Source organism: Martinezella lusitana (assembly GCF_900094565.1).
Lineage (GTDB): Bacteria > Pseudomonadota > Alphaproteobacteria > Rhizobiales > Rhizobiaceae > Rhizobium > Rhizobium lusitanum.
In genome coordinates this window covers 335,244-356,925 of record NZ_FMAF01000004.1, presented here as the reverse complement: position 1 = coordinate 356,925, position 21,682 = coordinate 335,244, and the positions used below count along the sequence as shown (strand labels likewise).

Below are 21,682 nucleotides of genomic sequence, written 5' to 3'. Positions count from 1 at the left end.
GGCCGATCGCGATGGCCTGGCATGCGTTCGCCCGGCTTACGGGCGCCGGGCGCGGAGTATGCGCTTCCAGATCGTGCCGCCCAGATATCGGTTGAACACGATGAAATAGGCAAAGATGAGGGCGAAAAGCAGGAGGGCCGGCGGACCGTTGAGCTTAAAACCGTCCTCCGTCCTCCCGCCGAAGATCGAGGCAATGATGTAGCCGAAAACAAAAAAGGCAGTCAGAAAGTCAAAGATGGCGGCAATTACGATGCGCCACGTGGCTGGCTGCTTCACGGCTTCTGTGTCAGGCATTATCGGATTTCCTCGTGTCTTTGAAAGATAGCGGCGAGAGCGCGTCGACAATCACCGAGCCGAGCATGAATCTTCGTTTGCAGGAGCGCTTTGTCAATGAGGGAGGAGGCTGAACGTCGTGGATACGGAGCCGGTTTCAGGATCCATTATTGGGTTCTTTTCGGCAAGGGCAACCCGGTTGATGGCAACATTCAGATAGGCTGAGCAACGACCCATCGCGCGCTGTACGGGGCAGCTTGAAAACGCGTTGCTTGTTGTTATGATTTCGTATGGAACTTACTCTGTTAGCCTACGCTCTTGGCTGGATCGTCCTTGGTCTGGTCGCGTTTACGACGGTCGTCCCGGTCGGGGCGAAGCATCCGTTCATGGCAATGGCAAATATCGACAGCGTGATCCCGTTTGGCCTGCTCGGACTTCTGTTCGTCATGGCTTACCCTGAGGATCGCCGCGTCGTTGCTCTCTTATGCATAGTGACCGCAGCGGCAAGCGAGTCGCTGGCATTGGTCCTGCCCGGACGGCATTTGCGGATCGAGCGCGCGCTCCTGAAAGTGCTTGCGACGGTTTCAGGCCTGCTGGTGGGCGCGTTGCTCGTGCAGTTCACGCACCTGGTTTCCTAGCGCTGCCGCAAAGAACCACCGCTGTTCCATATACAACTAACGATCCGAAGTCTTGCCGTTGTAACTTTCCAATCGGTATCGGTTTCCGGGATAAACGAGACGCGCCACGGAGACGACGCCGCGCGCCGACCATGTCCGACGTCTGATGGTCAGGCAGGGCTCGGTCTTCAGGATCGTCAGCAGTTTGCATTCCCAGGCCTGCGGCATGACCGCTTCGACCACATGTTCCGAGCCGCTGAGCGGGGCGACGTCCGAAAGATAGGCATTCGGTGTCATTCCCGTAAAGTTCTGTTGCAGATAGTCGGGCGCGGCCTCCGGATGGACATGGCGGTCCTCGATCTGCACGGGCACGCCATTCTCGCTGTGAACGATCAGCGAATGGAAAACGGGCGATCCGATAGCCAGCCCCAATGCGTCGGCAACCTCAGGTGATGCTGCCTCCTGCGCCAGTACGATCACCGTTGCCTCATGGGAATGACCGCGCTCGGCGATCTCCTCGGCAATGTTGCGCACCTCGAACAAGGCGGATGCGCCCTTGCGTTCGGCAACGAAGGAGCCGACGCCCTGAATGCGGACCAGTTCGCCCTCATTGGCGAGTTCGCGCAGCGCGCGATTGGCCGTCATCTTGCTGACGCCAAGTTCGGTGACCAGCTCGTTTTCGGAGGGAACGCGATATTTGGGAGGCCACTCGCCGCTATGGATGCGATCGAGTATCATCTGCTTGACCCCAGCATAGAGAGGCGCGGCGTCGTTTTCCGCCAGTTCGCGTTTCATCTCGCCGGAATGTTTCATTGCCTATTCCCTTTGCACGGACTGAATCTGCCTCAAAAACAACTTTCCCACTTGCATATCATAAATTATCTCATATGGTACCCTATACAACCTCGCAATCAATCCTAAAAATTAAATAGGAGAGGCGAGCAAGCCGGCGCAGATCGGTAGGAAGTGCCGCAAGGCCCGTTTCAACCTCAGAGGAGCTCTACACTATGAAATTCAGTGCAATTCTCTTGTCTGGCGCCATGGCCGCCGCCGCTTTCGGTGCGCCGGCTGTCGCCAAGGACTGGAAGACGGCGACGATCACTCTGGAAGGTGCCTATGCACCCTGGAACATGACGAACGCCGACGGATCGCTCGGCGGCTTCGAGCCGGAACTCGCCAAGGTCCTGTGCGAGCGGGCCAAGATCGACTGCAAACTCGTCGCCTCCGATTGGGACGGCATGATCCCGGCGCTGAATGCCGGCAAGTTCGACGTGATCATGGACGCGCTCTCGATCACCGATGAGCGCAAGCAGGTCATCGGCTTCACCGTTCCTTACGCTGCAACGCCGGCCGCTTTCGCGACCGCCAAGGACAGCCCGCTTGCCAATGCTGCAGGCACCGGCACCACCATCAAGATGACGCCCGGCCAGACCGGCGTCAAAGAAATCGATGCGTTGAAGGCAGCCTTCAAGGGCAAGACCATCGGCATCCAGGCAGCAACGGTTTATGCCAAGTTCGTCTATGACAACTTCGGCTCGATCGCCACGATCCGTGAATACAAGACCGGCGCCGACCGCGATCTCGATCTGCAGAACGGCCGTATCGATCTCGGTTTCGACGATGCTGTCTATTTCAGCAATGCCTTCGCCAGCGCAAACGACACGCTGGCTTTCACCGGCCCGGAAGTCGCCGGCTCCATCTGGGGCGAGGGTGAGGGTCTCGGCATCCGCCAGGCCGACACCGATCTGCGCGACAAGTTCAATGAAGCGATCAAGTCCGCACTTGCCGATGGCACCATCAAGAACCTGTCGATGAAATGGTTCAAGGTCGACGTCAGCCCGGAATAAACACAACGACCTTCGGGTCGTTGCCATCGGTCTCCGGCTTTGCGGCTGGAGACCGTATGATATCCTGACGCCTGAAACTGCCACGGACGGGGAATGGACGCTATGGCAAGCTTGCAATTGCTGGGCTTCGGCTCGAACGGGTGGGGCGCTCTGCTCCTCGTTGCTACTTTGGTGACGCTTGCCGTCACGGCGACGGCGCTGGCGATCGGGGCGGTGTTGGGCGCAATCGTCGCGTCCGCAAAGCTCTCCGGCAATCTGCTCTTGAAAACGCTCGGCAATGTCTACACGACAGTCTTTCGCGGCGTGCCGGAACTGCTGATCATCTATCTCATCTATTTCGGCGGCTCTTCAGCGGTCACCTCGGTCGGCAAATGGCTCGGCTATGAGGGTTTTCTCGGCCTGCCCTCCTTTGCAGCGGGGGCGCTTGCCGTCGGCATCATTTCCGGAGCCTATCAGGCCGAGGTTTTCCGCGGCGCCTATCTTGCCATTTCCAAGGGTGAGCTGGAGGCGGCGTCGGCGATCGGCATGCACAGCGGCCTGCGCCTGCGCCGTGTCATCATCCCGCAGGTCGTGCGTTTCGCCATCCCCGGCCTCGGCAATGTCTGGCAGCTCAGCCTCAAGGATTCCGCCTTGATCTCCGTTACCGGCCTTGCCGAGCTGATGCGTACCAGCCAGGTCGCTGCCGGATCCACCCGCCAGTATTTCCTGTTTTTCATCGTCGGCGGCGCGCTCTACCTGATCCTGACCAGCCTGTCGGATCGCGTCTTCAACAGGGCGGAACGACGCGCCAATCGCAGCATGCCGGCCGCGACCATCGGCCAGGCTTGAGGAGCGGCACATGGATTTCACCTTCCTCTCGAGCACCATGATCACCCTGTTGCAGGCAGTACCGATGACGTTGCTGCTGTTCTCTCTGTCGATCGTGTCAGGCGGTGTTCTGGCGCTCGTCATCGTCGCCATGCGTGTGAGCGGCAATCCGATCCTGATGGGTTTTGCCAAGGGCTACATCTTCGTCTTCCGCGGCTCGCCATTGCTGATCCAGATGTTCCTCATTTTCTACGGCCTGGCGCAGTTTTCCTTCATCCGTTATTCGTTTCTCTGGCCGTTTCTGCGCGAGCCCGTGGTCTGTGCGATCCTTTCGCTCGCGCTGTGCACCGCCGGCTATACGGCCGAGATATTTCGCGGCGGCATCCGGGCCGTTTCGCCGAAGGAGATCGAGGCGGCGCGCTCGATCGGCATGTCTCGCCTCCTTCTCGTGCGCCGCATCATCGCGCCGATCGCCTTCCGACACGCGCTGCCGGCCTATTCGACCGAAATCGTCCTGATGATGAAGTCGACCGCGCTCGCCAGCCTGGTCACGGTCTGGGAGGTGACAGGCGTTGCGCAACGGCTGATCTCGCACACCTATCGCACGATGGAAGTCTTTCTCTGCGCGGCGATCATTTACCTGGTGCTGAATTTCATCATTCTGCAGGGCATGGCCCTGTTGGAATATTCGCTGTCCCGCCATCACCGAGCTATCCCGCCGGCGTTGAAGGCCTAAAAACTTCATTGGAGCAGGCAAATCATGCCAGGTGTCACCCGACTTTCAGTCCGCAACATCCGCAAGAGCTTCGGCACCCATGAAGTTTTGCGTGGCATATCTCTCGATGCCCAGGACGGCGACGTCATTTCGCTGCTCGGCGCCTCCGGCTCGGGCAAGTCGACTTTCCTTCGCTGCATCAACCTGCTTGAGATCGCCACCGACGGCGAGATCTGGGTGGACGGCGAGCAGATCCGCATGATCCACAAGAACGGATACAGCCGCCCGGCAAGCCACAAGCAGGTGGATCACATCCGCTCCGAGCTTGGCATGGTTTTCCAGAGCTTCAATCTCTGGTCCCACATGACGATCCTGCAGAACGTGATCGAGGGACCAGTTCACGTCTTGAAGCGCCCGCGCGCCGAGTGCATCGCCGAAGCCGAAGCGCTTCTCGAGAAAGTCGGCATCGCCGACAAGCGCCATGCCTATCCCGCGCATCTATCCGGTGGTCAGCAGCAGCGTGCCGCGATCGCTCGCGCCCTTGCCATGAAGCCCAAGGTCATGCTGTTCGACGAGCCGACGTCGGCGCTCGATCCCGAACTCGTCGGGGAAGTGCTGCGCGTCATGCGCGCGCTTGCCGAGGAGGGCATGACCATGCTGGTCGTCACTCACGAGATGAGCTTTGCCCGCAACGTCTCCAACCGCGTCGTCTTCATGAAAGAAGGGCTCGTCGAAAGCAGCGGCGCTCCGGACGAGATGTTCGGCGGCGGCGCGTCGCCGGCCTTCCGTCAGTTCATCGGCCATTTCGGAACCGGACAATGACTGTCACCATCGACAAGTCTTTGCGTTGGCGTGATGTCGCGCGCGTCGGTGGCGGCGAACCGCTGCCCCTATCGGAGGCCGCCTGGGAGCGTGTCGCGCAGGCAAGCCGCATCGTCGAGCGCATCGTCGAGACGGGCGTGCGTGCTTATGGCGTCAATACCGGCGTCGGCGCCTTGTCCGACACGGTCGTCGACCGCGCCTCGCAGAGCCGGCTTTCGCGCAATATCATCATGAGCCATGCCTGCGGCGTCGGACCTCTGCTGCCGGTCCGCGAGGTCCGCTCCATCATCGCGGCGCAGATCGCCAATTTCGCGCATGGTCATTCCGGCGTGCGGCCCGAGATCGTCAGCCATCTTGCAGCATTTCTCGAGCGGGACTGCATTCCCGAGGTCCCCTCCAAAGGCTCTGCCGGCTATCTGACCCACAACGCCCATACCGCCCTCGTGCTGATCGGCGAAGGCCGCGCAGTCGTGAAGGGGAAGTCGATGACCGGAGCGCAGGCGCTTGCCGCGATCGGTCTGAGCCCATTGGTGCTTGGCGCCAAGGAGGGGCTGAGCCTTGTCAATGGCTCGGCCTGCGCCACGGGATTGTCGGCGCTTGCCGTTTGCCGAGCCGAGCGCCTGCTTGATTGGGCCGATGCGATCGCCGCATTGACGCTGGAGGCGGCCGGCTGCCAGATCGCGGCTTTCGACGAGGCGGTGCTGGCACTTCGCCCATCGGCGGGCATTGCCAAGGTCGGCCGCAGGCTGCGCAGCCGCTTGCACGGCAGCGGTCTCGTCGCCGCAGCCTTCGGGAGGCGAACGCAGGATGCCTTGAGCTTGAGAGCCGTTCCGCATGCGCATGGCGCGGCCTGGGATGTCTTCGAACAGACCGCCCGCATCGTCGATCAGGAATTGGCTTCGGTTACGGACAATCCGGCTGTTTCGGGCACGCCGGAGCAACCCGTCGTCTCCTCCGAGGCGCATGCCGTCGCACCGGCCCTCGGTCAGGCGGCCGACAGTCTGGCGATCGCGATTGCGCAGATTGCCGCCATGAGCGAGCGGCGGATGGATCGCCTCGTCAATCCGCTGGTCAGCGGCCTGCCGCCCTTCCTCGCAAGCGATGCCGGCAGCCATTCCGGCTTCATGATCGCCCAGTATACGGCTGCGGCCCTGAGCAACGACAACCGGCGGCTGGCCGCCCCCGCATCGCTCGACGGCGGCCTCACCTCCGGCCAGCAGGAGGATTTTCTTGCGCATCCGACGGCTGCTGCCAGCAAGCTGCTCACCATCCTCGACAATGCCGAATATATCCTGGCGATCGAACTCATGGCGGCGGCGCAGGCGCATGATTTCCTCGTTTCCGAGGGTACAAGAGCGCCGGGAACGGATCGCCTCTACACTGTGGTCCGTTCGCGCGTTCCTCTCTATGGCGACGATCGGCCGCTAAATGCTGACATGGAGAGCTTGCGGGATCTGATCGCTCAGACCGCACCGCCCGCTGACAGTGAAACTGGAGCATAGAATGTCCGTGGAATTCGACGTCGCCGTCATCGGTCTTGGCGCGATGGGGAGCGCGGCATTGTCGTCTGCCGCTGCGCGTGGCGCAAAGGCGATCGGCATAGAAGCGCATTTTCCGGCGCATGCGCTCAGTTCCTCCCATGGCGACAGCCGGCTGATCCGCCTCGGCTACTTCGAGGATCCGTCCTATGTCCCCTTGCTAAAACGCGCCTATGAAAACTGGCGCTCGCTGGCGGCACGGCTGCGCGCCGAAATATTGACTGTTACCGGCGTCCTGCAGATCGGAGCGCCCGAGAGCAAGATCGTCAGCGGCACGCGCGCTTCCTGCGAGATGCATGGACTGCCTCATGAACTGCTCGACAAGGGTGCCATGAAACGCCGTTTCCCGGCCTTCGAGCTTGAGGATGGTGAAGTCGGCCTGCTCGACCCGCAGGGCGGCTATGTCAGACCCGAGGCCGCGATCATGGGCTATCTGAAGCTTGCGGCCGAAGACGGAGCGGCGCTACATTTCGGCGAGCGGGTCGTTGCCATTGAGCCTGACGATGCAGGCGTGACGATTGTTTCCACGACAGGACGATATCGCGCTCGCAAGGTGATCGTCGCGACCGGCGCATGGATTGCCGAACTTGTGCCGCAACTGAGGCCCCATGCCCAGCCGATCCGCCAAGTGGTCGCCTGGTATCAGCCCAGGGACGGCTTCGTCGCCGAGCCGCAGCGCATGCCCTGCTTTCTGCGGGACGAGGGCGCCAACGGTTCCTTCTTCGGTTTTCCGGCGATCGGCATCGATGGCGTCAAGGTTGGCCGCCATGCGCATTTCAGGGAACCTATCGATCCCGAGGCGCCCAATCCGGCTGTCAACGACACCGATACGGCGCTGCTTGACGGCTTCGTCGCCAAGCGTCTGCCGGATGCAGCATCATTTCGGGTGCGGGCGACGACCTGCCGCTACACCATGCTGCCGAGCGAAGACTTTCTGATCGACACGCTGCCGGGGCAGCCGAACGTGGTGGTTTCCTCGGCCTGCTCCGGTCACGGCTTCAAGTTTACAAGCATTGTCGGCGAGATTCTCGCCGATCTGGCGCTTCAGGGCGCAAGCGCATTGCCGACGGACTTGTTCTCTTTCGAGAAGCATTTTGGCGGCCGCATGATATAAGCGGCCATCCCGAGGATTCCAGAGCGGTTACGCGTTTCACGGGATCGCCTGACCGCTCTATGCTATTGTTTTTACGCAATTCCGGGCGGAAAACCGCTACGCACTTTTCCTGGAATTGCTCTCGCCGATCGTCATCCGCCGCAGGACGTCCGATCTGAAATAGAAGTGCTGAACGAGCGCGCCGAATATGTGCAGGACGACGACGATCCAAAGCAACATTTTCATAAGTCCGCCGTGGACGGAGCCTGCCGTGTCGACGCCGAGATAGTAAGCCGCAATCCCCGACACCGGCATCGCGAAGATCAGGACATAGAGCAACACATGCGTCACGTGCGCGATGTGATGCAGGAATGCCGGCTGACCATTCGGCTTTTCGGGAGCATCGGAGGAGAAGCGCACAGCCAGCCGAACGATCGCGAGCAACAGGACCGCGATGCCGGCATAGGCGTGGATATTGGCGCTGGCGATGTCGCCAGGCGAGGGCGTCTGGCCACGATGGACCAGGTGACGCCATGCATTCATGCCGTCGGGAAACAGCAGATTGAAAAAAACGAGTAGGGCAACAAGCCAATGGAGCAGGCGCTGCGGAACGGAATAAGCGGATCGGGCAGGCATCAGATTCCCTTAGATTGGAATTACCCTACGACTAGAGCATGATTATAACAGGAACCTGAACGCGATCTACCTGACCCGCGGTTGCCATCCGCGACGCCCGCATCGGTATCAACTCAAGACGGCACGAGGTTCGAGAAACGATTCCAGGCCGTATGAGCCGGATTCGCGGCCCATGCCGGATTGCTTGAAGCCGCCAAAGGGTGCGAGCGGTTCATGCGGTGCACCGTTGATGACGACGCGGCCCGCCTCGATCGCGCTCATTTCCGATGAGCTTGATGACCATGGTGGCGGCCGCCGCGGTTGGCGGGGCTCGCCTATATCAGCGAAGCAGTCACCGCCGCTCATGTCACGACAGGCAAATTGATCACCGTTCTGGAGGATTGGAGCCCGCCCTATCCGGGGCACAGCCCCTATTTCGCCCAGCGGCGCCAGATGCCGGCAAGGCTTCGTGTCCTGATAGATCTCATTCGTGAGCGGAATCTCTCTCGTGGGTCGCGGTTGGAAGATTAAATTTCAGACATATATCTCGATATATCTTGAGTGCGGATATATAGAAATATATCCCTATCGCCTGAAACATCATCACGACGATCCCTCTGAGGATGAGCGCGAGTTCCTCAAGCGTCGCAGACACAAGCATCACCATAGTAGACGGGCGGCAAGCAGCTGTTTTGACTGCGGCGAGCGACTGCTGCTCACGCGATCGTTGCCGCTTTGGATGAGGCGGCCTGCACCATGGCGCGCTGTTAGAACACGTCGGCGACCGCTGGCGAAGAATCAACTCACGCAGGAGTTTGTCATGGACAAGAAGATCAAAGCCGTTCTCGAGAGCTACCACGTCCTTATTCGCGAAGAGCAAAGCAAGCCGAGAGAGATGCCGCCGGGCGGGCGAGATGGCGGTCAAGATCGCCGGCTGAGGGCCGTTGGACCGGAGACCGGCCGCTTTCTCAACATAGTCGCGAAAAGCCTGAAAGCTCCTACCATTCTGGAGCTCGGCACCTCCTTCGGCTATTCCGGCATTTGGCTCGCCGACGCTGCGCGCGCAAGCGGCGGAAGGCTTATCTCAATGGAATTCCACGCCTACAAGACCGAGTTCGCCAAGCAAATGGCTGACAAGGCAGGCCTGTCGGAACATATCGATTTCCAGATCGGCGACGCGGTCGAGATGATCAAGGCATTGCCTTCGGGCGTCGACTTCGTCCTCGTCGACTTGTGGAAGGATCTCTACGTCCCCTGCCTGGAAGCTTTCTATCCCAAGCTCAATCCCGGCGCGATCATCGTTGCCGACAACATGCTGATGCCGGGCAACGAAGACGTAAAACGCTATGGCGAGGCCGTTCGCGCCAAGCCGGGAATAACCTCCGTGCTCCTGCCTGTCGGTTCAGGGATCGAAGTCAGCCGATACGATCCAGTATAAAGAGCGGGCGGCGGCCCCGTTCATGAGGCGGCCGCCGGTTTGGCTTTACTTGCTTGCGTCCTTGGCCGCCTTTTCGATGACGGCGGCGACTTTCTCAGGTTGGGAGGCAAAGACGGCGTGGCTCGCCTTGATTTCGGTCACCTCGCTGCCCGCCCGCTTTGCCATGTCCCGCTCAAGCTCGGGATTGATGGAGCGATCGTCGCTTGCCACGATCGACCAGCTCTTCTTCGATCGCCAGGCCGGATCATCAACCTTTGCAGTAAAGGCTGCCTTGGCGGCAAACACCTGCGATTTCGCCATGAAGTCGGCTTCATCCTTGGGAAGGTCCGCGGCGAAATCGGCAGCGAAAGTTGCCGGGTCGAGATAGAGATATTGGCCGTCCTTCGTCTCGCGGATATTCATGCTGCCCGCCGGCTTGGAGCTCGCGAGACCGATCAGGCTCTCGCCCTTTTCAGGCTGAAATGCTGCGACATAGACGAGCCCCGCGACATCGGGCCGGTTCCCCGCCTCGGTGATGACCATGCCGCCATAGCTGTGGCCGACGAGCAGGCTGGGCCCGTTCTGCAGATCGAGCACGCGGTTCGTTGCCGCAACGTCGTCGGCAAGTGAAGTTATGGGCTCCTGAACGATCGAGACGTTGAAGCCGTGCTTTTCGAGGATCTCGGTGGTCTTGCGCCAGCCGGATCCATCGGCGAGCGCGCCGTGGACGATGACGATGTTCTTGATCTCGGCAGCCTGGGCTGCAAACGCCATGGTGCTTGCGGCGAGGCCAAGTGCGACGACGGAAAGAAAGCGGTTGTTCATGGGTAGGACTCCTGTCGGTAAAGGTTGATGCGGGGTTGGGGAGGGTTCATCCGAAGGTGAAGGCGTAGGCCTGGACCCCCGGATCGAGGAAGCGGATTTCGAAGTTGCGTGCCATGACGTCGCCGGACTGGCGAACGAGCTGGTAGAGTTTGGTTCCTGTAACGGTCCCGTTTCCGGCAGCATCGATATCCGAGCCGTGGTCAGCACCCGGCGCCTTTCCATCGACGGTCACCTGGAAGCGGATCGGTTTGCCGTCCGCCGCCGGCCCGAGAACGAGATGCAGATCGCGGGCGCTGAAGCGGTAGCTTATGCCGCCGCCTGCCTTGTCGAGCGATGCCTGCTCGGGGCCGACTGTCCATGTGCCTGCCAATCCCCATTGGTTGAGGCCCGGATTGGCAATCGAATAGTCGGCGGCGGTATCGGCCTTCAGGTTCTCGGGGGAGACGAAACCCGTCGCCTGCCTGTAGCCGACATAGGTTTCGCCGGAGCGGATGTCGCCGAGATCGGGGCTGGCCTCTGCACCCTTTGCATCCGGTACGACAGGGGCGCTCTGCGCCATGTCGCTGCCTGCCTCGCGCAGAAGATCCTGGATCGCCTGCTCGGTCTGGGGATAGTTGCCCTCGCCAAAATGCTGGTAGCGGATCTGTCCCTTGGCATCGATCAGGTAATGGGCAGGCCAGTAGTTGTTCTCGAAGGCACGCCAGATGCGATAGTCGTTGTCGATAGCGACCGGGTAGCCGATCTTGAAGTCGGCGATCGCCTTCTTGACGTTATCGACATTCTTCTCGAAGGCGAATTCGGGAGCATGGACGCCGATGACGACGAGGCCATGGTCCTTATATTTTTCCGCCCAGGCACGAACATAGGGGATGGTACGGATGCAGTTGATGCAGGAATAGGTCCAGAAGTCGACGAGCACGACCTTGCCGCTAAGCTCAGCAGTGGTCAGCGGCGGCGAGTTCAGCCAAGTCACGGCGCCGTCGAGCGAGGGGGCCGGTCCTTCAATCGGAAGATTGCTGTGGAACGGTCGCGCCGCATCGCCGACTTCGATATTGCTGGCCATCTCGGTCGGCGCGCTATCTGTGGACTTCGCATGCAGCCGCTCCAGCAAGGCCTGCTCAAACGAGCCGGTGCTTGCATAGGACAGCCGGGCGAGAAGGCCGGTGTCGAGGCCGAGAGCGATGGCTGCGACCCCTGCCAGGACGGCCGCGCCGGCCAATTGGCGGATGCGCTCGCTGATCCCGAGCGAGTGCTTCATACGGGCAAAGATCTTGCCGCCGGCGAAGAGGGCGACGGCGAGCGAAGTTGCCGCACCGGCACCATAGGCAAGCAGAAGGAATGTCGTCTGCAGGTTGGCGCCCTTCAGGGCAGCTCCGGTGAGCACAAGCCCGAGGATCGGCCCGGCACAGGGGGCCCATAGCAGCCCCGTCGCAATACCCAGCACGAAGGAGCTCCGGACGCTCGATGTGGCGCCGCCTTTGCCTACGGCGTTCAGAAGATTGTTGCCGAGGTCGACAACCGGCCGGGAAAGCAGGCTCGACACGCGCGGCGACAGCAGGCTGAGGCCGAAGAGTGCAAGCAGCAAGATCGCGACAAGGCGACCATATTCATTGGCGCGAATGGCCCAACTACCGCCGACGGCGGCAAGCGTTGCGACCAGGGCAAAGGTGATCGCCATGCCCGCAAGCATCGGCAGCGTGCTCTTGGCGAAGGGCTGCCCGGCACGGGCGAAGACGAAGGGGAGAATAGGCAGGATGCACGGACTGAGGATCGTCAGCGCGCCACCGAGATAGGCAATGATGAGGAGCGTCATCGTCTTTGTTCCTTTAGAACGGATTGACCGGCTGCGGACGGCGACGTGCCGTGCTCAGCAGTGACGCTATCTGCGGCTGGCGACGTATCTCGAGTGTGTCTGATTGGAGGGGAGAATGTACCGAAACGTCGATGTCTTCGGCTTCGATACACTGCGATACAAACGAAACGATGCCAGCGCAGCAAGCCCCTTCTCCCCGCTGGGGAGAAGGGGTCGCGCCGCAACGACTTCATTTCATAAGCGATTACCCCGCGGCCAGGGGCGGCCGATTGTATCAGACTGTATCTGCGCCGCCGGAAGCTACATGGGCATTCAAAATCGGGCGGCTAACGACACACCGGCGATACATGCGGCCGGCTTTCTTGCCCTCAACATCCATTCCACAGGAGAGACTGATGTACGAGGAAATCAACCATAATCGCCGCCGCTTTTTTGGCGTCGCCGCAGTCGCCGTTGCTGCCGCCGAATTCGGCCTCCCGACCATCGCCGCCGCGCAGCAGCCGAAGGCTTCTGTTGCCGTACCCGCCGTCAAGGCCGGCACTCACACGTCCTTCGGTGCGCTGAAGCAGATCGATGCGGGCGTACTCGATATCGGCTATGCCGAGGCCGGCCCGGCAAATGGTCCGGTCGTATTGCTGCTCCATGGCTGGCCTTACGATATCTATAGCTTCGTCGATGTCGCGCCGGTGCTGGCCGACGCCGGCTATCGTGTCATCATCCCCTATCTGCGTGGCTATGGCAGCACCAGGTTCCTTTCGAGCCAGACCCCGCGCAACGGCCAGCAGGCTGCTCTTGCTGCCGACATGATCGCGCTTCTCGATGCTTTGAAGATCGAAAAGGTCGTCGTTGCCGGTTATGACTGGGGCGCTCGCACCGCCGACATCATGGCGGCACTCTGGCCCGAGCGTTGCAAGGCGCTGGTGTCGGTCAGCGGCTATCTGATCGGCAGCCAGGAGATCAACCGCAAGCCCCTGCCGCCGAAGGCCGAGCTTGCCTGGTGGTATCAGTTCTATTTCGCCACCGAGCGCGGCCGCCTCGGCTACCAGGAAAACCGGCACGAATTCGCAAAGCTGATCTGGCGCACCGCTTCGCCGCAATGGGCCTTCGACGATGCGACCTACGACCGGTCGGCTGCGGCTTTCGACAATCCCGACCATGTCGAGGTCGTCATCCATAATTACCGCTGGCGCCTTGGCCTCGTCGAAGGCGAGGCGAAGTACGATGCCTATGAAAAGACACTGGCCGCCGGACCTGTGATCTCGATCCCGACCATCACCATGGAAGGCGATGCGAACGGCGCACCTCACCCGGAACCGTCAGCTTATCGGGCCAAGTTCTCGGGCAAGTACGAGCACCGCACGATCACCGGCGGCATTGGGCACAATCTTCCCCAGGAAGCGCCGCAGGCGTTTGCGCAGGCTGTGATAGATGTTGATCGTTTCTAGTTCGGCGATAGTGTGCGGGGAGGCGCTGGCATATGCCGGCGCCTCGAAGAATGTTCGTAGGCTGACACTTACGATAGTGATTGAGTGAGAAGACAAATGGAGCATATCGACCACATCCTGATCGTCGATGACGACCGTGAAATCCGCGAGCTGGTGTCGAGCTATCTGACGAAGAACGGCTTGAGGACGACGACAGCGGCCGATGGCCGCCAGATGCGCAGTTTTCTCGAGGCCAATTCGGTCGATCTGATCGTGCTCGATGTCATGATGCCGGGTGACGATGGCTTGGTGCTTTGCCGTGAGCTTCGCTCGGGAAAGCATAAGGCGACGCCTGTTCTGATGCTGACGGCGCGCAGCGACGAGATGGACCGGATCCTCGGGCTCGAAATGGGCGCCGACGATTACCTGCCCAAGCCGTTCGCCGCCCGCGAGCTTCTCGCCCGCATCAAGGCCGTGCTCAGGCGCACGCGAATGCTGCCACCCAACCTGCAGATCAGCGAAGCCGGGCAATTGCTCGCCTTCGGCGACTGGCGGCTCGATACAGTCGGCCGCCACCTTCTCGATCGGGACGGAACGGAAATCGCCTTGAGCGGCGCCGAATACCGCCTGCTTCGCGTCTTCATCGATCACCCGCAGCGGGTGCTCAATCGCGACCAGCTGCTGAACCTCACCCAGGGCCGGGATGCCGATCTGTTCGATCGGTCGATAGATCTGCTCGTCAGCCGGCTTCGCCAGCGTTTGGGCGACGATGCGCGCGAACCGACCTACATCAAGACGGTCCGCAGCGAGGGGTATGTCTTCTCCGTTCCGGTCGAGATCGCGGAGCTGCGCCCATGAGCACGGCGGCCCTGTTGGGCCGGAGCCTATCGTGGCCCAGCACCCTGCGCTCGCGCATTTCAATGATTCTGCTGGTCGGACTTGCGATCGCTTACGGGCTTTCCTTCAGCGTGCTCTATCTCGAGCGCTACATGTCGGCAAAGGCCGTCATGCTCGGTACGCTGGAGAGCGATGTCGCGACGTCGATCGCGGTGCTTGACCGTTTGCCGGCCGACGAGAGGGCCGGCTTCGTCGATTGGCTCAGCCGCGGCAATTACCATTTCGAGCTGGGGCCGGGGCTACCGGGCGTGCCGGATACCTCGGGTCATGGCGCAGAAATTGCCGCCAAGATCGAGGATGCCGTCGGCCACCGTTTTCCGATTCACATCGAATCGATACCTGGCCCGATCGCACGCCTGCAGGCGCATCTGAATTTGAGCGACGGCAGCCCTTTGACGATCGACGTCACGCCGAAGGGCATCATGCCGATCGCTTCCTGGCTGCCTTACGTCTTCGTGGTGCAGATGCTGGTCATCGTGCTGTGTACGTGGTTTGCCGTTCGTCTGGCGATCCGCCCGCTCGCCGAGCTCGCTGCAGCCGCCGACGCGCTCGATCCCAATAAGAAGGGAGAGGCATTGAACGATCGGGGGCCAAGCGAGGTCGCCCATGCCGCCAAGGCCTTCAATGCGATGCGGGATCGAATCGCGCATTATCTTGAAGAGCGCGTGCAGATTCTTGCGGCGATCTCCCACGATCTGCAGACGCCGATCACCCGCATGCGCCTGCGCGCTGACATCGCCGACGAATCGCCCGAGAAAACGAAGCTGCTGCAGGATCTCGGCGAAATCGAGCGGCTGGTGCAGGATGGCATCGCCTATGCGCGCAGCGCCCACGGCAACGGCGAGAAGAGCTCCCGCATCGATCTCGCCTCCTTCATCGAAAGCATTTGTTATGACTATCAGGATACCGGCAAATCGGTCGAGATTCTCGGCCTGATTCAGGGAACAGTGGCGACAAAACCGCATGCCCTTCGCCGCATCCTCACCAACTTCATCGACAATGCCCTGAAGTTCGCCGGGGCAGCGGAAATTTCCGTGGAACGCAGGGATACAGGCGACGTCGTCATAACGGTCCTCGATCGCGGCCCGGGCATTCCGCCAGACCAGATAGAATCGGCCATGCAGCCGTTCTTCCGGCTGGAGCAATCGCGCAACCGCAATACGGGCGGCACAGGGCTTGGCCTTGCGATAGCCCAGCAATTGGCCCAGACGCTTGGCGGCTCCGTCAGGCTCTACAATCGCGACGGCGGCGGACTGGCTGCTGAAGTCGCGATCGCCTGATGTCCTGCCAAAAGATTTTCAGCGTCTTTGTAAGCAATTGTGTCCGGCCGATATGGGTGTACGTTCCGTGACATTTCCGGCGATTTCGGAAACATGCAGGATACGTCGGTCCATCAAAAACCACTCCGTCAACGGACGTCGCCCCAGACGACACAACAAAGCGGGCGACGCAACAAAAGGAGTGTTCCATGACGAAGATCGACAAGGTTCTCTACACCGCCAAAACCCATACCATCGGTGGCCGCGATGGCTCCGCGCGCAGCGATGACAGCCAACTGGATGTCCAGCTTTCGCCTCCCGGCAGCGCCCACGCCGGCACCAACCCCGAGCAGCTTTTCGCGGCCGGATGGTCGGCATGCTTCATCGGCGCGATGGGCCTTGCCGCTGGCAAGCGGAAGATCAAGCTCCCGGCCGATCTTGCGGTCGATGCAGAAGTGGATCTGGGGACTACGGAAGGTGCCTATTTCCTGCAGGCACGCTTGACTGTCAGCATGCCCGGCATCGAACCCGACCTGGCAAGGACGCTCGTCGAAGAAGCACACCAGACCTGCCCATATTCGAAGGCGACCCGCGGCAACATCAATGTCGAACTGAAGCTCGCCTGAGCATCGCTTAAGCGTTGATATTGCGCGCCGCTCGCTTGAATGCGCGGCGCGCAATGTCGTTGTCGACACCGCAAAATTTAACCTGCGGGGCCGCCTCCGCGTTCGCGGGATGATGCGGATCGGTTCCGGCCCCGCATCTGGAGAGCCTCATGAGACCAATTATTCTTCTTCTCGCCGCAGCAGCCATATTTGCCGCGCCGTGCGTCTACGATCCTGGTTCGAAAGAGCTTTCGCCGCTTGCGAGCATTGCTGCCGTATGGGGCGGATCAAGCCTAAATCACAGCGGACGTTAACCAACTGTTAACCATGTCAACGGTACACAAGGTCAACGATTTATTCACATAGATGACCAAAGTGCTAACAGACGCTCGCTCGATCCGTATCAAGGGCCGCTCTTTTCTTGCGGTCATGCTTTCGCCCGATCTGCCGCTGGACCAGTGGTTGATAAGGCTCGATGACCTTGCAGCCCGTTCGGCCGGCTTCTTTCTGGGGCGGCCGGTCGTGCTCGATATAACCGATCTGCCGATCGATCGTGCGCAGCTCAAGGAGCTGATCGGCGAGCTTGCCGCCCGCAATGTCAGCATCATGGGCATCGAGGGCGGACGTCCGTCCATCGTCGGGGCCGGCATGCCGCCGGTGCTGAAGGGCGGTCGTCCGGCAGCCGATTTCGAGGTGACCGAGACCGACCCGGTCGTCGAACGGCGAAACAGCGAAAGCAAGCCGGCGCCCGCCGAGGTTCGCCCGGTGACCCAATCGCTGATCATCCGCGAGCCGGTCCGTTCGGGCCAGTCGGTGATCTTTCCGGAGGGGGACGTCACCGTCATCGGATCGGTGGCGTCAGGCGCGGAAATCATCGCCGGAGGGTCCGTGCATATCTACGGCACCTTGCGCGGCCGGGCCATGGCCGGATCTATCGGCAATGCATCGGCGCGAATCTTTTGCCGCAAGCTCGAGGCCGAGCTGCTGGCGATCGATGGCATCTACAAAATGGCGGAAGACGTCACACCCGGCCTTCGCGGACAACCCGTCCAGCTCTGGCTGGATGGCGAGACGATCATGGCAGAAAAACTAATCTGAGCCGAAGCGGGCCAAAACAGGAGAGCGAGATGGGCAAGGTAATCGTCGTCACATCAGGCAAGGGCGGAGTTGGGAAGACGACTTCGACTGCCGCATTGGGGGCGGCTCTGGCGCAGAGAAACGAAAAGGTTGTCGTCGTCGATTTCGACGTCGGCCTCCGCAATCTCGACCTGGTGATGGGAGCCGAACGGCGCGTGGTCTACGATCTGGTCAACGTCATCCATGGCGATGCCAGGCTGCCGCAGGCCCTGATCCGCGACAAGCGGCTGGAAACGCTCTTCCTGCTGCCGGCTTCGCAAACGCGCGACAAGGACAACCTGACGCCCGAGGGTGTCGAGCGCGTCATCAATGAGCTCAAGAACCACTTCGACTGGGTCATCTGCGACAGCCCGGCCGGGATCGAGCGCGGCGCAACGCTTGCGATGCGGCACGCCGACGTCGCTGTTGTCGTCACCAATCCCGAGGTATCCTCGGTACGCGATTCCGATCGCATCATCGGCCTGCTGGACTCCAAGACGCTGAAGGCCGAGCGCGGCGAGCGCATGGAGAAGCACCTGCTGCTGACCCGCTATGATGCCGCCCGAGCAGAGCGTGGCGACATGCTGAAGGTCGATGACGTGCTGGAGATCCTCTCCATTCCCCTGCTCGGGATCATTCCGGAAAGCATGGATGTTCTTCGTGCTTCCAATATCGGTTCACCGGTCACGCTCGCGGATGCCCGCAGCGCGCCGGCTCTCGCCTATTTCGAAGCCGCACGTCGCCTTGCCGGCGAGCAGCTGCCGATCACCATCCCCGGCGAAAAGCGGGGCATCTTCGGCAAGATCTTCGCAAGGAGGGCCGCATGAACATTTTCGGACTGTTCCGCAAGCAGCAATCTGCACCCATGGCGCGCGAGCGCCTGCAGATTCTCCTTGCCCATGAACGTGCCTCGGTGGACTCTGATCTCGTATCCATTCTGCGCGAGGAAATCCTGGCCGTCATCGCCAAGCATGTTCAGGTCGATCGCGATAAGGTGCAGGTCAAGATGGATCGCGACGAGCATGTCTCCATGCTAGAGATCGATGTCGAGATTCCCAGGGACGCAGCCCTTCAGGCTGCCTGATTGAAGCGCGATATCGCGGTTATGCGAGGACGAAGCCGAAGGATTCTCCCTTTTGGCGGACCCTGAGCATTTCCCTGAAGTTCGCTCTTGCAAAATGCGCGATTCGCTATTATTTGCACGCCATCACCTGTATCGATGGCCTGCCGCGCTGACATTTCTGTGTCGACGCGGTGTTCGCTGTCCGGGTTAAAAGCAAGGGCGCTCCCCAGAAATGGGTCGAGCGCCCTTTGCTTTTCGGGGCGCCATGCTGCTTTCCTTGTCGGAAACGATATGCCAGTTTGCTGCAATGAAGCGGGAGGTTGCAGGCTTGGGCGGATTGAATTCCCTGTGGAATGCGGTGTTCAGATGGCTGCTTGCGGGCTTCTTCCTCACAGCCTGCGCCATCGGCGCCTCGGCCGCCGACCGGACGATCTACCTGACGTTTGACGATGGCCCCTTGCCGGGGACGAAAAACGTCCTTTCCGTGTTGAGTAAGGAAAATGTCCCGGCAGCCATGTTCATGGTCGGCCTGCATGTGGAAACCATCCCTGCGGGCCGCGATTTGCTGGCCGAGGCAAAGGCAATGCCGCTGGTGACGGTCGGCAATCACAGCTACACCCACGCCAACAATCGCTACAGGCAGTATTACTCCAACACCCAGGCTGTCGTCGCGGACATGCTTCACGCCAACCAGGTGCTCGGCCTCACGCCGATGGTGAATGCGCGATTGCCGGGCAGGGACGTCTTTCGGCTTCCGACTGTTTCCAGGGAGGATCTTTCCATCAACGTCGCCCAATGGGAGCGCGAATGGCTGGATTACGAGCTCGTCGCCGAAGCCGGCTTCTATCTCTATGGCTGGGATTTCGAATGGGTGCACAGCAATGACGGCAAGCCGGTGCAATCGGTGGACCATCTGATCAACGAAATCGATCACCTCTTTCAGTACGGCCGCTTTACCCAGCCCGGCAAGATGATCCTGCTCATGCATGATGAGATGTTTCAGGATCAATTCAATGGACAGGAAAACCTGCAGGCGCTTATCCGCACGCTTCGTCAGCGCGGCTACGCCTTCGGCGATATCAGGACATACGCGCCGTCAAATCCGTGAGTGCCCCAAACACGCATAGCGCTACCGCGCCGCGGCCCCTGCCGCGACCGTCAGGATGAAGTCGTCGAGTTCCTTTTCCAGGCTTTCGACGGGCAGGCCGACGAAGCGTCCCTCAAGGCTGATGCTGACGACGCCATGCACAGCTCCGAACAGCGTTCGGGCGCGAATGGCGCGGGCCGTCTCGGACATGGCGGGCTGCAGCTCGGCAAGCGGTTCGGCGATGATGCCCATCAGGAACATATGCTCTTCCAGATGCCATTCGGGGGTAGGGCGTTCGTCCGGCGGGCGATGGTCGAAGAGCGCCTTCCATAGATTGCGGTTGGTGACTGCGAATCGCAAATAGCCGCGTGCAAGGTTGCGCAGCCGATCCGCCGGCGTTCGGTCCTTGACCTCAGCCAGAGCAAGAGAAGCCTCCAGCGCTTTCAATGTCGCCGAATTGACGTGGATGACGAGATCGTCGAGATCGGCAAAGACGGTATAGAGCCCTCCGAGAGCGCAGCCGACATCCTGCGTGACATCGCGTGCTCGCAAGTTGGAGAGGCCATCGGCCGCGATGCGATGGCGCGCCGCCTCGATCAGCCGCAGCTTCAGATCCTCGCGCTTTTCCTGGGTTTTTCTCGCCATTAACCATTCCGATCCGATTTTTTGAACGTTGTTCAAAATTATCCTTGAACAACGTTCATGAGTCTGGCATATCTCTCTTCGTGAACATCGTTCATAAACGGGAGACGACAAATGTTCAATGTAATTCTGACGCTCATCCGCGGTCGGGCCTATGATACGGAGCAGGCGTTCATCGATCGCAACGCCATGCCTCTGCTTGCCCAGCAGATCCGCGATGCAGCCGGCGCCATTCAGTCGGCGCGGCGGGCGGTGGCAATCGCCGTCGCACAGAATGAGCAGGAAAACAGCCAGCACGCGGCGATCGTCGGTCGCATCGCGGATCTGGAAACCCGGGCCGTCGCGGCCCTGCAGAAGGGCAATGACGAACTCGCCCGGCAAGCGGCCGAGGCGATTGCCGAGCTTGAAGCCGAGCGCGATTCCTCCGAGAAGGCACAGGCGCAATTCGCCACGACGATCGCCAAGCTCAAGGCGACGGTCCGGTCCTCGGAGGCGCGCCTGCAGGGGTTACAGCGCGGCGAGCGCCTGGCGCGTGCGACCGAGCAGACACAGAAGCTCAATGCAGTCTGCAATGATGGCTCAGGTTTGGCGAACTTGGACGAAGCCGAGGAGACGCTGGCCCGTCTTCGCGCCTATCAGGATCGATGCGAAATTGCCACGTCAGCCCTGAAGGAAATGGACGCCGCAAACCGGCCCGCAATCATCATCGAAAAGCTCGCCAATGCCGGCTTCGGTGCACCGCTCGGTCCCTCGGCCGACGACGTGCTTGCCCGCCTGCGCGAGCGCATGAATTCAGCAGCCTGAAACCGAACACACCAAACATATTAGAGAGGGTACGATCATGAACGACAGCTTCCAGAAACATTCCCAGGCTTGGGTCAGCTTTTCCTATGTCTCCTTTGCCGCCGCCGCATTTATGCTCTTCGTCGGCCTTTACATGATGCCGATCGACCTATGGGGCAAAGGCTATCTCGCCATGGGCATCCTGATGCTGGTGCAGACGACGGTCAACGTTACCAAGACGGTTCGCGATAATTCCGAGGCTGACAAATTGATCCGCAAGGTGGAGGATGCCCGCACCGAGAAGCTTCTCGTTAAGTTCAATCGTGACGGTCAAGACTAACCTTTATTAACGACGCCATAGAGTTGTATTCGCGCTCAACCTTTGCGTAACCACTCTGTGGCGTCTTGTTCACTGAACAAGGGG

24 protein-coding genes and 1 pseudogene are annotated in these 21,682 nt (G+C 60.7%); 18 read left to right on the top strand and 7 right to left on the bottom strand.

Annotation, left to right across the window (positions count from 1 at the left end; genetic code table 11):
- Positions 1-36: 36 nt before the first annotated feature.
- Positions 37-294 carry a hypothetical protein gene (locus tag GA0061101_RS11015; protein WP_037192688.1) on the bottom strand — a complete coding sequence of 86 codons (258 nt, stop codon included), beginning with the start codon at positions 292-294 and terminating at the stop codon, positions 37-39.
- A gap of 269 nt (positions 295-563) precedes the next feature.
- Between GA0061101_RS11015 and GA0061101_RS11010 the strand changes: the two genes are divergently transcribed.
- A complete protein-coding gene (locus tag GA0061101_RS11010; protein ID WP_037192685.1) occupies positions 564-911 on the top strand; it encodes a hypothetical protein in 348 nt (115 codons plus the stop codon).
- A 36-nt stretch (positions 912-947) separates the two neighbouring features.
- Here the strand turns inward: GA0061101_RS11010 and hutC are convergent, their stop codons facing one another.
- Positions 948-1,703, bottom strand: coding sequence for a histidine utilization transcriptional repressor HutC (gene hutC, locus GA0061101_RS11005; protein WP_037192682.1), 756 nt, complete (start codon positions 1,701-1,703; stop codon positions 948-950).
- Positions 1,704-1,897: 194 nt separating this feature from the next.
- Here hutC and GA0061101_RS11000 point away from each other — a divergent pair, with 194 nt between their 5' ends.
- The 6 genes from GA0061101_RS11000 (at position 1,898) to solA (ending at position 7,733) form a co-directional block, all read left to right on the top strand.
- Positions 1,898-2,737, top strand: a complete 840-nt coding sequence (locus tag GA0061101_RS11000) for a transporter substrate-binding domain-containing protein (RefSeq protein WP_037192679.1) — start codon at positions 1,898-1,900, stop codon at positions 2,735-2,737.
- Between the two features lie 102 nt (positions 2,738-2,839).
- Positions 2,840-3,565 (top strand): ABC transporter permease, encoded by a 726-nt coding sequence (locus tag GA0061101_RS10995; RefSeq protein ID WP_037192677.1) that lies wholly within the window; start codon positions 2,840-2,842, stop codon positions 3,563-3,565.
- Positions 3,566-3,575: 10 nt separating this feature from the next.
- Complete coding sequence (locus tag GA0061101_RS10990) at positions 3,576-4,280, top strand: ABC transporter permease (RefSeq protein WP_037192674.1); 705 nt, start codon at positions 3,576-3,578, stop codon at positions 4,278-4,280.
- 24 nt (positions 4,281-4,304) lie between these two features.
- Positions 4,305-5,081: an ABC transporter ATP-binding protein gene (locus GA0061101_RS10985; protein ID WP_037192671.1), complete on the top strand. Its 777-nt coding sequence runs from the start codon at positions 4,305-4,307 to the stop codon at positions 5,079-5,081.
- Positions 5,078-6,583: an HAL/PAL/TAL family ammonia-lyase gene (locus GA0061101_RS10980; protein WP_037192668.1), complete on the top strand. Its 1,506-nt coding sequence runs from the start codon at positions 5,078-5,080 to the stop codon at positions 6,581-6,583. Before GA0061101_RS10985 ends, GA0061101_RS10980 begins: the two co-directional genes overlap by 4 nt.
- A 1-nt stretch (position 6,584) precedes the next feature.
- Entirely contained in the window at positions 6,585-7,733 is a 1,149-nt protein-coding gene (solA, locus tag GA0061101_RS10975) for an N-methyl-L-tryptophan oxidase (RefSeq protein ID WP_037192664.1), read from the top strand.
- 96 nt (positions 7,734-7,829) lie between these two features.
- On the opposite strand, the gene GA0061101_RS10970 is transcribed toward solA, so the two are convergent.
- Together GA0061101_RS10970 and GA0061101_RS38585 are read right to left on the bottom strand one after the other, a co-directional pair.
- Positions 7,830-8,348 carry a cytochrome b gene (locus GA0061101_RS10970; RefSeq protein ID WP_037192662.1) on the bottom strand — a complete coding sequence of 173 codons (519 nt, stop codon included), beginning with the start codon at positions 8,346-8,348 and terminating at the stop codon, positions 7,830-7,832.
- A 108-nt stretch (positions 8,349-8,456) separates the two neighbouring features.
- A pseudogene (locus GA0061101_RS38585) lies at positions 8,457-8,600 on the bottom strand (aldehyde dehydrogenase family protein); the annotation flags it as partial.
- A gap of 547 nt (positions 8,601-9,147) precedes the next feature.
- On the opposite strand from GA0061101_RS38585, the gene GA0061101_RS10960 reads away from it, so the two are divergent.
- A complete protein-coding gene (locus GA0061101_RS10960) occupies positions 9,148-9,765 on the top strand; it encodes an O-methyltransferase (RefSeq protein WP_092573584.1) in 618 nt (205 codons plus the stop codon).
- Between the two features lie 45 nt (positions 9,766-9,810).
- On the opposite strand, the gene GA0061101_RS10955 is transcribed toward GA0061101_RS10960, so the two are convergent.
- Both GA0061101_RS10955 and GA0061101_RS10950 read right to left on the bottom strand, forming a co-directional pair.
- A complete protein-coding gene (locus GA0061101_RS10955) occupies positions 9,811-10,569 on the bottom strand; it encodes an alpha/beta fold hydrolase (RefSeq protein ID WP_037192654.1) in 759 nt (252 codons plus the stop codon).
- Positions 10,570-10,615: 46 nt separating this feature from the next.
- Positions 10,616-12,382 carry a cytochrome c biogenesis protein DipZ gene (locus tag GA0061101_RS10950; RefSeq protein ID WP_037192651.1) on the bottom strand — a complete coding sequence of 589 codons (1,767 nt, stop codon included), beginning with the start codon at positions 12,380-12,382 and terminating at the stop codon, positions 10,616-10,618.
- A gap of 395 nt (positions 12,383-12,777) precedes the next feature.
- Here GA0061101_RS10950 and GA0061101_RS10945 point away from each other — a divergent pair, with 395 nt between their 5' ends.
- From GA0061101_RS10945 to GA0061101_RS10910, 8 genes are all read left to right on the top strand, one after another.
- Positions 12,778-13,827 carry an alpha/beta fold hydrolase gene (locus GA0061101_RS10945; protein WP_037192649.1) on the top strand — a complete coding sequence of 350 codons (1,050 nt, stop codon included), beginning with the start codon at positions 12,778-12,780 and terminating at the stop codon, positions 13,825-13,827.
- A gap of 96 nt (positions 13,828-13,923) precedes the next feature.
- A complete protein-coding gene (locus GA0061101_RS10940) occupies positions 13,924-14,664 on the top strand; it encodes a response regulator (RefSeq protein ID WP_037192647.1) in 741 nt (246 codons plus the stop codon).
- Positions 14,661-15,983: a sensor histidine kinase gene (locus tag GA0061101_RS10935; RefSeq protein WP_037192645.1), complete on the top strand. Its 1,323-nt coding sequence runs from the start codon at positions 14,661-14,663 to the stop codon at positions 15,981-15,983. Before GA0061101_RS10940 ends, GA0061101_RS10935 begins: the two co-directional genes overlap by 4 nt.
- 188 nt (positions 15,984-16,171) lie before the next feature.
- Positions 16,172-16,588 carry an organic hydroperoxide resistance protein gene (locus GA0061101_RS10930; protein ID WP_037192642.1) on the top strand — a complete coding sequence of 139 codons (417 nt, stop codon included), beginning with the start codon at positions 16,172-16,174 and terminating at the stop codon, positions 16,586-16,588.
- 345 nt (positions 16,589-16,933) lie between these two features.
- Positions 16,934-17,665 (top strand): septum site-determining protein MinC, encoded by a 732-nt coding sequence (gene minC / locus GA0061101_RS10925; protein WP_037192639.1) that lies wholly within the window; start codon positions 16,934-16,936, stop codon positions 17,663-17,665.
- 29 nt (positions 17,666-17,694) lie between these two features.
- Positions 17,695-18,510 (top strand): septum site-determining protein MinD, encoded by an 816-nt coding sequence (gene minD, locus GA0061101_RS10920; RefSeq protein ID WP_037192637.1) that lies wholly within the window; start codon positions 17,695-17,697, stop codon positions 18,508-18,510.
- Positions 18,507-18,767, top strand: coding sequence for a cell division topological specificity factor MinE (gene minE, locus GA0061101_RS10915; protein ID WP_037192635.1), 261 nt, complete (start codon positions 18,507-18,509; stop codon positions 18,765-18,767). Before minD ends, minE begins: the two co-directional genes overlap by 4 nt.
- A 307-nt stretch (positions 18,768-19,074) precedes the next feature.
- Positions 19,075-19,854, top strand: a complete 780-nt coding sequence (locus GA0061101_RS10910) for a polysaccharide deacetylase family protein (protein WP_092573631.1) — start codon at positions 19,075-19,077, stop codon at positions 19,852-19,854.
- A gap of 21 nt (positions 19,855-19,875) precedes the next feature.
- Here the strand turns inward: GA0061101_RS10910 and GA0061101_RS10905 are convergent, their stop codons facing one another.
- Positions 19,876-20,478, bottom strand: a complete 603-nt coding sequence (locus GA0061101_RS10905; RefSeq protein WP_037192633.1) for a TetR/AcrR family transcriptional regulator — start codon at positions 20,476-20,478, stop codon at positions 19,876-19,878.
- A 111-nt stretch (positions 20,479-20,589) separates the two neighbouring features.
- On the opposite strand from GA0061101_RS10905, the gene GA0061101_RS10900 reads away from it, so the two are divergent.
- Positions 20,590-21,279 (top strand): PspA/IM30 family protein, encoded by a 690-nt coding sequence (locus GA0061101_RS10900; protein WP_037192631.1) that lies wholly within the window; start codon positions 20,590-20,592, stop codon positions 21,277-21,279.
- Between the two features lie 37 nt (positions 21,280-21,316).
- Positions 21,317-21,598 carry a YiaA/YiaB family inner membrane protein gene (locus GA0061101_RS10895; RefSeq protein WP_034506376.1) on the top strand — a complete coding sequence of 94 codons (282 nt, stop codon included), beginning with the start codon at positions 21,317-21,319 and terminating at the stop codon, positions 21,596-21,598.
- Positions 21,599-21,682 lie beyond the last annotated feature (84 nt).